General features: G+C 73.5%; 10 protein-coding genes and 1 pseudogene. 7 read left to right on the top strand and 4 right to left on the bottom strand.

Annotated elements, in window-relative coordinates; genetic code table 11:
* Together ACFXB5_RS49325 and ACFXB5_RS49320 are read left to right on the top strand one after the other, a co-directional pair.
* A pseudogene (locus ACFXB5_RS49325) lies at window positions 1–739 on the top strand (hypothetical protein); the annotation flags it as partial.
* 137 nt (window positions 740–876) lie between these two features.
* Window positions 877–1,038 (top strand): hypothetical protein, encoded by a 162-nt coding sequence (locus ACFXB5_RS49320; RefSeq protein WP_385221510.1) that lies wholly within the window; start codon window positions 877–879, stop codon window positions 1,036–1,038.
* 172 nt (window positions 1,039–1,210) lie between these two features.
* On the opposite strand, the gene ACFXB5_RS49315 is transcribed toward ACFXB5_RS49320, so the two are convergent.
* The 3 genes from ACFXB5_RS49315 to ACFXB5_RS49305 all read right to left on the bottom strand — a co-directional run bounded on the left by ACFXB5_RS49315 (window position 1,211) and on the right by ACFXB5_RS49305 (window position 4,211).
* A complete protein-coding gene (locus ACFXB5_RS49315; protein WP_385221508.1) occupies window positions 1,211–2,164 on the bottom strand; it encodes a 3-oxoacyl-ACP reductase in 954 nt (317 codons plus the stop codon).
* Window positions 2,149–3,234 carry a Zn-dependent alcohol dehydrogenase gene (locus tag ACFXB5_RS49310; RefSeq protein WP_385221506.1) on the bottom strand — a complete coding sequence of 362 codons (1,086 nt, stop codon included), beginning with the start codon at window positions 3,232–3,234 and terminating at the stop codon, window positions 2,149–2,151. The genes ACFXB5_RS49315 and ACFXB5_RS49310 overlap by 16 nt, the downstream gene beginning before the upstream one ends.
* A 122-nt stretch (window positions 3,235–3,356) precedes the next feature.
* Window positions 3,357–4,211 carry a MaoC/PaaZ C-terminal domain-containing protein gene (locus ACFXB5_RS49305; RefSeq protein WP_385221504.1) on the bottom strand — a complete coding sequence of 285 codons (855 nt, stop codon included), beginning with the start codon at window positions 4,209–4,211 and terminating at the stop codon, window positions 3,357–3,359.
* Window positions 4,212–4,528: 317 nt separating this feature from the next.
* Here ACFXB5_RS49305 and ACFXB5_RS49300 point away from each other — a divergent pair, with 317 nt between their 5' ends.
* Window positions 4,529–5,797 (top strand): sensor histidine kinase, encoded by a 1,269-nt coding sequence (locus tag ACFXB5_RS49300; RefSeq protein ID WP_385221501.1) that lies wholly within the window; start codon window positions 4,529–4,531, stop codon window positions 5,795–5,797.
* A gap of 59 nt (window positions 5,798–5,856) precedes the next feature.
* Entirely contained in the window at window positions 5,857–6,462 is a 606-nt protein-coding gene (locus ACFXB5_RS49295; protein WP_385221512.1) for a response regulator, read from the top strand.
* A 5-nt stretch (window positions 6,463–6,467) separates the two neighbouring features.
* Here the strand turns inward: ACFXB5_RS49295 and ACFXB5_RS49290 are convergent, their stop codons facing one another.
* On the bottom strand, window positions 6,468–6,665 hold the full coding sequence (locus tag ACFXB5_RS49290; protein ID WP_385221499.1) for a hypothetical protein: 198 nt from the start codon (window positions 6,663–6,665) through the stop codon (window positions 6,468–6,470).
* A gap of 95 nt (window positions 6,666–6,760) precedes the next feature.
* Here ACFXB5_RS49290 and ACFXB5_RS49285 point away from each other — a divergent pair, with 95 nt between their 5' ends.
* The 3 genes from ACFXB5_RS49285 to ACFXB5_RS49275 all read left to right on the top strand — a co-directional run bounded on the left by ACFXB5_RS49285 (window position 6,761) and on the right by ACFXB5_RS49275 (window position 9,537).
* A complete protein-coding gene (locus tag ACFXB5_RS49285; RefSeq protein WP_385221496.1) occupies window positions 6,761–7,435 on the top strand; it encodes a class I SAM-dependent methyltransferase in 675 nt (224 codons plus the stop codon).
* A gap of 146 nt (window positions 7,436–7,581) precedes the next feature.
* On the top strand, window positions 7,582–8,535 hold the full coding sequence (locus ACFXB5_RS49280) for an N-acetylmuramoyl-L-alanine amidase (protein WP_385221493.1): 954 nt from the start codon (window positions 7,582–7,584) through the stop codon (window positions 8,533–8,535).
* A gap of 162 nt (window positions 8,536–8,697) precedes the next feature.
* Complete coding sequence (locus tag ACFXB5_RS49275; RefSeq protein ID WP_385221490.1) at window positions 8,698–9,537, top strand: hypothetical protein; 840 nt, start codon at window positions 8,698–8,700, stop codon at window positions 9,535–9,537.
* The last annotated feature ends 117 nt before the right edge of the window (window positions 9,538–9,654 follow it).

Below are 9,654 nucleotides of genomic sequence, written 5' to 3'. Positions count from 1 at the left end.
CGCGGCGGCGCCGTGGGGGTCGGACGACGCGGCGGCGCCATGGGGGCCGGACGACGCGGCGGCGCCATGGGGGCCGGACAACGCGGCGGCGCCATGGGGGCCGGACAACGCGGCGGCGCCATGGGGGCCGGACAACGCGGCGGCGGCGTGGGGGTCGGACGAGGCGACCGGGGCTCGGCCGATCGCGGGGGTGACACGGGCATCCGGCCCGGCCGCGGCCGAAGCGCGGGTCGTTCAGGCGTCGCGGGCGGCGACGACGCCCGTGGCCGGGATCGCGACCAGGATCACACCGTGGACCCGGGTCGGCGGGCCCGGCGCGTCCGTCCCCGTGCGGGCGTCCGGGCCGGTGTCCGAGCCGACGCCGACGCCGTCCCGGGCACCCGAGCCGATGCCGCTGCGGGAGCGGGCGCCGATGGCCGTACACCAGTCGGTGCCGATGCCCGTACACCAACCGGTGCCGATGGCCGTACACCAGCCGGTGCCCATGCCCGTACACGAGCCGCTGCCGATGGCCGTGCACGAGCGGGTGCCGGAGCCCGAGTGCGGGTCCGGGGTGGAGCCGTGGGGTGGGACCGGGTCGTGGGCCGGGGTCGAGCAGGAGATGGGGCCCGAGCCGGAGCCCGCTCCCGGGACCGGTCTGACCCCCGCCCTGCGGCCCGTACCGCTGCAGCAGGCGCCGCTCGCGCGGCCACCCCGGCCCCGGCCACCCCGCTGGGTCCGGGATCACCCGATTGGTTAGACTCGGGTAGGGGCTGCGCATTCCTGCGTTCCGTCACGCGCGGGACGCCTCGGGTGATGCGCATGGAACGTCGTGCGACATCGTGGTCAGCCCCTTTCGCACAGTACAAAGCGATCTGACGGGGTGACGTACCCACCATGTCCGAAACCCACATCGACACGACCCAGGCGCGCCCGCGGGACGCCGCCGCGGCCCAGGCCGATGGTTCTCAGGGCAAGCACCGGGGGCAGGCCGCGTCCGAGGAGACCCAGGCACCGGTCCACGGCCGCCACCGTCGCCCGAACGAGAACGGCTCCTGAGGACCGTCAAGACCCCAAGGCCTCAAGGCCCCAAGGCCTCAGGTCCTCGAGGCCGTAGGCACCTCAGGGTCGTCCCCGATCGCGGGACGGGCTGGATTTCCCCCGGAAGTCCGGCCCGCCCGGCGATCGCGGGGTGTCCCCGGCCAGCCCCCTCCTCCCGGCCGATGGCACCTCACCCCCGCTTGAGCCCCAGCACCTCCACCGCCGCGAAGCCCTCCCCGCCCCGCTCCGCGAAGTACGGCGTCAGCGCCGCGTCCAGTTCCTCGAAGCCGAAGGCGTCCCCCTTCGCGTCCACCTTCGCCGCCACCTTCGGCCGCTCCAGGATCGCCAGCATGCCGCCGTGCACCACGAACACCTGCCCGTTCACCTTCGCCGCGCCCGGTGAGGCGAGATAGCCGACCAGCGGGGCCACGTGTTCGGGGGCGAGGGCGTCGAGGCGACCGTCCTCCGGAAGCTCGAAGTCCGCGAAGACGTCCTCGGTCATCCGGGTGCGGGCGCGCGGGCAGATGACGTTGGCCGTCACCCCGTACTTGGCGAGGGCCGCCGCCGTGGACGTGGTGAGGCCGACGATGCCGCCCTTGGCCGCCGCGTAGTTCGGCTGGCCCGGTGAACCGGCGAGGAACGCCTCGGAGGAGGTGTTGATGATCCGGCCGTGCACCGGGCCGCCGTCCGCCGCCTTGGACCGCTCGCGCCAGTGCGCGGCGGCGAAGCGGATGGTGTTGAAGTGGCCCTTGAGATGGACCCGGATCACCGAGTCCCACTCGTCCTCGCCCATCGAGAAGACCATCCGGTCGCGCAGGATGCCCGCGTTGTTGACCAGGATGTCCAGCGCGCCGTAGGTGTCGATCGCGAGCCGGACCAACTCGCCCGCCTCCGTGTAGTCGGCCACGTCGCCCGCGTGGGCCGTGGCCCGGCCGCCGGCCGCGCGGATCTCCTCGGCGACCTGCTCGGCGGGTCCCGCCGATGCCTCGCCGCTGCCGTCGCGTCCGCCCTGCCCGTAGTCGTTGACGACGACATTGGCGCCCAGCCGCGCCAGTTCCAGGGCCTCGGCGCGGCCGAGGCCGCGTCCGGCGCCGGTGACGATCGCGGTCTTCCCGGTCAGCGGGCCGGTCACATCTCGATGCATGTGCGCAGCGCCTCCCCGGTCCGCATCTGGCCTATCGCCTCGTTGATCTCGCCGAGCCGCACCCGGTGGGTGATCAGCCCTTCGAGGTCGATCCGGCCCGCCCGCCACAGGTCGATGGTGCGCCGGTAGGAGCGGAGCACATCGCCGCCGCCGTACAGCGAGGGCAGGATCCGCTTCTCGTCGAAGAACAGCTCGAACATGTTGAGCTGGAGGAAGTCGTCCAGCGCCCCGGCGCCGACCACGCACAGCGTGCCACCGCGCCGGGTGATCTCGTACGCCCGGCGGGCGGTGGCGGAACGGCCCACGACCTCGAAGACGTAGTCGAAGCCCTCGCCCGCCGTGACGCTGTTCTTGGCGGTGTCGAGACCGTCCGGGGTCACCGCCTCGGTGGCGCCGAAGCGCAGCGCGGCCTCGCGCCGCGACTCCACGGGGTCGACGGCGACGATCTGCGCCGCGCCCGACGCCCTCGCCCCCTGGATGACGCTGATGCCCACCCCGCCGCAGCCGATGACCGCGACCGATGAACCGGCCTCCACCCGGGCGGTGTTGAAGACGGCCCCGAGCCCGGTGGTCACCCCGCAGCCGATGAGCGCCGCGATGTCGTACGGGACGTCGTCGGGGATCGGCACGGCACAGGGCGCGGCCAGGACGATCTCCTCGGCGAAGGTGCCGGTCCCGGACATCCCGAAGACGTCCTCCGGACTGCCGCCTGGGCGGCGGAAGTTGGGGGTTCCGGCGTTCATGAACCCGGTCAGGCACAGCTCGGTCTGACCGCGTTGACAGGCCGGGCAGCCGCCGCACGCGGGCAGCCAGCACACCAGCACCCGGTCGCCGGCGCTCAGCCCGGTCACCCCGTCGCCCACGTCGAGGATCTCGCCCGCGCCCTCGTGGCCGGGGACGAATGGCGCGGGCTGCGGCAGCACCCCGGCCATCGCGGAGAGGTCGGAGTGGCACAGCCCGGTGGCCCTCAGCCGCAGCCGGACCTTGCCGGGGCCGAAGCCCACCGCCTCGATGTCGTCGAGGACCTCGAGCTTGTCCTGTCCCGTCTCGTGAAGTACGGCTGCGCGCACAGCGGCTCCTCGTGATGTCGAGCGTGCGTGTTCTCAGGCGTGCCTGGCGTGCGTGCTCTCAGTCATGCGTCATCTCAGGCATGCGTCATCTCAGGTGTGCGTCATCTCAGGTGTGCGTCATCTCAGGTGTGTTCGACGATGGTGTCGGTGAGGACCGGTGCGTCGTCCCGCTCGACGGCGGTCGCCGTCACCTGGACCCGCCCCTCGTCCTGCCACATCCGGACGCGCAGGGTCTCGCCCGGGTACGCGACCCCGGCGAAGCGGGTGGTGTACGAGCGCACCCGGGCCACCTCCCCGTCCAGCGCCGTGTCCACGACCGCCTTGAGCACCATCCCGTACGAGCACAGCCCGTGCAGGATGGGCCGCTCGAACCCCGCCAGCTTGGCGAACTCGGGGTCGGCGTGGAGCGGGTTCCAGTCCCCGGAGAGCCGGTAGAGCAGCGCCTGGTCCTCGCGGATGGCCCGCTCCACCGTGCGGTCCGGCTCGCGGGCCGGGGGCTCCAGGCGGTCGGAGGGGCCGCGCTCACCGCCGAAGCCGCCCTCGCCCCGGACGAAGATCCGGGTGTCGCAGGTCCACAGCGGGCCGTCCGCGTCGGCGACGTCGGAGCGCAGCACGATGACGGCCGCCTTGCCCTTGTCGTAGACGGCGGCGACCTTCGAGGTCTGGGTGGCGTCCCCGCCGAGCGGGATGGGCCGGTGCAGTTCGACGGTCTGACCGCCGTGCAGTACGGCGGCGAGGTCGACGTCGATACCGGGTGCGGCAATGCCTCCGGCGACCGCCATCCCGCCGCCCGCGACGGTCGCGAAGCTGGGGAGCACATGGAGCTTGCTCTCCAGGGTGTAGCGGAGCTCCTGGGGGTCGGTGGCGGGGATTCCGGCGCCGATGCCCAGGTGGTAGAGCTGGATGTCCTTCTGCCCCCAGATGAGAGCCGTGCTCCGGGGTTCGGCCGAGATGGCCTTCGCGACATCGATGGGCATGGGGCGACACCACTCCTTGGTCCGCTCGCTGGGCCACGGTCCGAAGACCCCGGCCCGCCCGTCCGCACCGTCGGCCGTGCCGGGGTCGTCGCTGGTCGGCAGGGTCGCGCCGTCCGCGTGGACATGTAGAACGCGTTCTAGCCGATGGCACCCTGTATAGCCCAATCGCCCCGAAGGGGGAAGGGTGCGGACGGCGCGTGCTGACGACCCGTCAGGTGGCGGCGGCCGGGGTACCGAAGGCCCCGGGACAAATGTCACGGCCATCCCCCGACATCCGCATCTGCCCAGCTCATACGGGGATCCGTAGGGTCGGACGCATGTATGCCACCGCCACGCGCATCGAGCGCCTCAAGCCACCGGGCCGCCGCGCCTTCGTGCCCTGGCTCTTCATGCTCACGGGGGACGTACAGGCGCTCTTCAAGGGGAAGACGCCGCTGCCCTGGCTCGGTGGCGCGGGAGTGGCGGCCTTCATGGCGCTCTACCTCACCACCGTCTTCACCGCCCTCGACGAGCGCCGCCGCCACACCAGGACCCCGCCGCTGTCGCTGGCCGGGCTGGCGGCGGTCACCTATGCGCTGGGCATCGGCTACGCCGGGAACTGGCTGCTGTGCTTCCCGCTGCTGTCGCTGGCCTCCGGGATCGTGCTGCGCGGGGGGAGGCGGAAGCTGGGGCCCGTCATCCTCGTGCTGTCCGCCTCCGCGGGAGTCATCGCCGGGCTCCGCGGCGGCGCCTCGGACTCGCTCACGGTCAGTTACGGCACCATGCTGTCCGGTCTGGTGACGGCGGCCATCCTGTCGCTCTTCGAGACCGTGGCCCAGCTCCGCGCGACCCGCCAGGAGCTGGCCCGTACGGCGGTGGAGAAAGAGCGGCTGCGGTTCTCCCGCGATCTGCACGACCTGCTGGGCCACACCATGTCGGTCGTCGTGGTCAAGGCGGAGGCGGTGCGCCGGCTCGCCCCGAAGAACCTGGAGGCCGCGCTGGGGCAGGCCGCGGACATCGAGGCGGTGGGGCGGCAGGCGCTCACCGAGATCCGCGAGGCCGTGACCGGCTATCGCGAGGGCAGCCTGGCCACCGAGCTGGACCGGGCCCGCTCGGCGCTGGACGCCGCCGGTATCGAGGCCGTCGTCCGCCGCGAGGGGCCGCCGCTGGCCCCGCAGACGGAGGCGCTGCTGGGGTGGGTGGTCCGCGAGGGCGTCACCAATGTGGTGCGGCACAGCGGGGCGTCCCGGTGCGAGATCGAGGTGCGGAGCGGCATGGACCGGGTACGGCTGGAGATCACGGACAACGGGGGCGGCGTAGGCTCCCGTGCCACCGGTACGCGCGCGGCGGGCGCGACGGGTGCAGCGGACGCGACTGGCGCGACTGGCGCGACTGGCGCGACTGGCGCGGACATGGCGGGCGCGGACGGCGGGATCGGCGCGATCGGCGGTACGGGGCTCAAGGGCCTGGCCGAGCGGCTGTCCGCGGCGGGCGGCTCGCTGGAGTCCGGCCCCGGTGGGCGCCGGGGCTTCCGGCTCGTCGCCGAACTGCCGGTGGATACGGAGGATGTGGTGGAGGCCGAGGTCGAGGGGGCCCGGACGGCGTGAACGAGGCGAAGGGCGCGCACGGCGCGGAGGACGTGGCCGCGGCGGAGGGCACGAAGGACGTGATCAGGCTCCTGCTCGCCGAGGACCAGGGGATGATGCGGGGCGCGCTCGCCCTGCTGCTCGGGCTCGAGGACGACTTCGAGATCGTCGCGCAGCTCGGGAACGGGGACGAGATCGTGCCCCGGGCCCTGGAGACCCGGCCCGATGTGGCGCTGCTCGACATCGAGCTGCCCGGCCGCAGCGGTCTGGACGCGGCCGCCGCGCTGCGCGAGGCGCTGCCGGACTGCCAGGTGCTGATCCTCACCACCTTCGGCCGCCCCGGCTATCTGCGCCGGGCGATGGAGGCGGGGGCGGCCGGGTTCCTGGTCAAGGACGGCCCGGTGGAGGAGCTGGCCGTGGCGATCCGCCGAGTGCTGGCCGGTGAGCGGGTGATCGACCCGGGCCTGGCCGCGGCCGCGCTCAGCGCGGGCCCCAACCCACTGACCCAGCGCGAGCGCGATGTGCTCTCGGCGGCGGTGGACGGGGCGACGGTCGCGGACATCGCGACCAAGGTGCGCCTCTCCCCCGCCACCGTGCGCAACTATCTCTCCTCGGCCATCGGCAAGACCCAGACCCGCAACCGCATGGAGGCCGTCCGCGCCGCCCGCCAGAACGGCTGGCTGTGAGTCGGCTACGAGGGGCCGCGGGTGACCGTGACCGCGGGCGTCCTCGGCAGCAGGACGGCCATCAGCACCACCGCCGTCGCGATGATCCCGGTGGCCACGACGAAGGCGAGGCCGTCCCCGGCCGCGAGCGCCTCCGGTCCGGCCCCGCCGTGCCCCGTGATCCGCTCGGCCGCGACCGTGGCCAGCACGGTCAGGCCGCGCATGCCGCCGATCTGCTGAGTACGTCCCCGGTGGGCACCCGTCGAAGGGCCGTGGCCCCGGGCGCCGCGGGCCGGTGGCGGTGCGGCAGGATGAGCGGGTGACTCAGTCTGCTGCCGCCGCCGCGCCCGCGGTCCCCGACCGCACCGTGCTCGACGCCTTCGAGGCGGCGAAGGGCTTCATGCCGCTGGACGAGGGGCTCGCCCTGTATGCGGCGGCCGTGCGGGCGGCGGCGCCAGGGCTGCCGCTGGTGGAGGTCGGCACGTACTGCGGGCGCTCCACGATCCTGCTGGCCGACGCCGCCCGCGCGGCCGGGACGGTCGCCGTGACCGTGGACCACCACCGGGGCTCCGAGGAGCAGCAGCCGGGCTGGGAGTACCACGACCCGGAGGTGGTCGACCCCGAGGTGGGGCGGATGGACACGCTGCCCACCTTCCGCCGTACCCTCCACCGGGCGGGCCTGGAGGACCACGTCATCGCCATGGTCGGGCGGTCCCCGCGGGTCGCGGCGGTGTGGGGGAAGCCGGTCGGGCTGGTGTTCATCGACGGCGGGCACACCGACGAGCACGCGAGCGCCGACTACGAGGGCTGGGCGCCGCATGTCGCGCCGGGTGGGCTGCTGGTGATCCACGACGTCTTCCCCGACCCGGCCGACGGCGGCCAGGCGCCGTACCGGATCTACCGCCGCGCGCTCGCCTCCGGCGCGTTCACCGAGGTCTCCGCCACCCGCTCGCTCCGCGTCCTGCGCCGCACCGCGGCCGCCCCGCCCGCCTGACCGCGAGCCTCCCGAGCACTCGGCCGGGGCGCCCGCCTGACCGCGAGCCTCCCGAGCACTCGGCCGGGGCGCCCGCCTGACCGCGAGCACTCGGCCGGGGCGCCCGGCGCCCGAGGCGCGTCGGCCGGGCCGCTACCATCGCCCGCGTGTCCTACGGCAGCTTTCCTCCTGAGCCCGGTCGTCGCGGCGGCACCCTCGCCATCGTCCTGGTGGCGCTGATACCGGCCTGCTTCGTCGGCTGGCTGTTGTGGAGTTCCCTGGGCGGTTCGAAGGACGACGACGCGGACGGCACGGGCGGGGCGGGCGGGCCCACGACCTCCTCGACGTCCTCCCCGCCGCCCCCGTCGTCCGGCGCGTCCGTACCGTCCGCACCGTCCTCACCGCCTACCCCATCCGGGGAGTCCGGAAAGCCCGGAGTGCCCGGAAAGCCCCTCAAGGGCAAGGTCGTGGTGATCGACCCCGGCCACAATCCGCACAACCGCGACCATCCCTCGCAGATCTCCCGGCTCGTGGACATCGGCACCGAGCAGAAGGAGTGCGACACCACGGGCACGGAAACCAACTCCGGCTACCCCGAGGCGTCCTTCACCCTCGATGTGGCGCGCCGCGCCCGCACCCTGCTCGAAGCGCGCGGCGCCACCGTGCGATTCACCCAGGACGGCGACCGGCCGTACGGGCCGTGCGTCGACGAGCGCGCGGAGATCGGCAACAAGGCCCACGCCGACGCGGTGGTCTCCGTGCACGCGGACGGCGCGGCCGCCGGGGAGCGCGGCTTCCATGTGATCCTGCCCAAGTCCGTACGGGGCGGCGGCGCGGACACCTCCGCCATCACCGCGCCGTCCCGCCAACTCGGCGAGCGGCTGCGCGGCGAGTTCGCCAAGGCCACCGGCAGTGCGCCCGCGCAGTACATCGGCGACGGCAGCGGGTTGGACGTCCGGGGTGACCTGGGCGGACTCAACCTCTCCACCGTTCCGAAGGTGTTCATCGAGTGCGGCAACATGCGCGACTCCCAGGACGCCGCCGAACTGACCGACACGGCGTGGCGCGAACGCGCGGCACACGGTATCGCACAGGGCATTACGGACTTCTTGAACGAGTAGCGCCGCCACAACCGAACGGGAGGTCACGACCGGGATACCGATGGGACACCCCCGGTCTCCGCAGGCGGATTCACCCGTACGATGGGGCCCACCCCCGACGCCTTCGCGCTATCGCGCCTGGCGGCAGCGCTCGTACAGACGAAACCGACAAAGGACCTCACGTTGAACATCCGCTCGCTCACTCGAGGCGACGGCGTGGTGATCGGAGCAGCGGTGTTGCTGTTCATCGCCTCCTTCCTCGACTTCTACACCGTCGACTGCGGCGGTAGCAGCTTCTGCAAGGACGCCGGTGAGAACGGATGGAAGTCCGACTTCTTCCCCGTACTGCCGTCGATCTTCCTGGCCGGCGTGATCGCCGCGGCGCTCATCGTCTCCGCGCGTTTCCAGCCCGCGGGCCGCAACCTCTTCGGGCTCTCGCTCGAGCAGTGGGGCTCGGCGCTCGCGGTCTTCGCGGCCTGGAGCTCGTTGTGGACGATCATCGGTGGCCCGGACGGAGTCGACAAGGGCGTCGGGCAGATCCTCGGCCTGATCGCCACCCTGGCGATGGCGGCCGTCGCGCTGCTCACCCAGCGCGTCCCGGCTCTCAAGGCCCCGCTGATGAACGCCTCCGCCCCGGCCCCGGCCCCGTACGGCGCCCAGGGCCCGCAGCCGGGGTACGGGTACCCGGGTCCGGGCGGTGCCCAGCCCGGCGCCCCCGCGCCGTACGGCACCCCGCAGCCCGGTCAGCCCGGTCAGCCGCAGCCCGGCCAGCCCTTCGGCGGCCAGCAGGCTCCGGCCCCCACCCCGCCGGCCGCGGGTGGCGGGGACTTCGCCCCGTTCTGGTTCGCGGTGCCGGTGGCCCGTCCGCTGTACGCGGAGGACGGTTCGTCGAACACCATCGCCGAACTGGCCCCCGGCACCTGGTACCTCGCGGTGGAGCAGCGCGGTCAGGCGCTGGTCGCCCAGACCCAGGACGGCCGCCGCGGTGTGCTGCAGGACACCACGGGGATCCAGCGCGGCTGACCCGCGTATGCGCGACGCATGACGCGCGGACGCACATCGCATGACATGACCGTGCGCGTCGCATGACACACCACGGCCCCGCGCCCGCAAAGCTCGGGCGAGGGGGCGGTTGCCTTT

This window comes from Streptomyces sp. NPDC059455 (assembly GCF_042750115.1).
Taxonomy (GTDB): domain Bacteria; phylum Actinomycetota; class Actinomycetes; order Streptomycetales; family Streptomycetaceae; genus Streptomyces; species Streptomyces endocoffeicus.
This window is presented reverse-complemented; position numbering and strand designations above follow the sequence as displayed.

Excerpts from the sequence above, each read along its gene's own strand:
- ACFXB5_RS49320 (WP_385221510.1), top strand. The coding sequence starts at position 877 with ATGTCCGAAACCCACATCGACACGACCCAGGCGCGCCCGCGGGACGCC.
- ACFXB5_RS49300 (WP_385221501.1), top strand. The coding sequence starts at position 4,529 with ATGTATGCCACCGCCACGCGCATCGAGCGCCTCAAGCCACCGGGCCGC.
- ACFXB5_RS49305 (WP_385221504.1), bottom strand. The coding sequence starts at position 4,211 with ATGCCCATCGATGTCGCGAAGGCCATCTCGGCCGAACCCCGGAGCACG.
- ACFXB5_RS49315 (WP_385221508.1), bottom strand. The coding sequence starts at position 2,164 with ATGCATCGAGATGTGACCGGCCCGCTGACCGGGAAGACCGCGATCGTC.
- ACFXB5_RS49290 (WP_385221499.1), bottom strand. The coding sequence starts at position 6,665 with ATGCGCGGCCTGACCGTGCTGGCCACGGTCGCGGCCGAGCGGATCACG.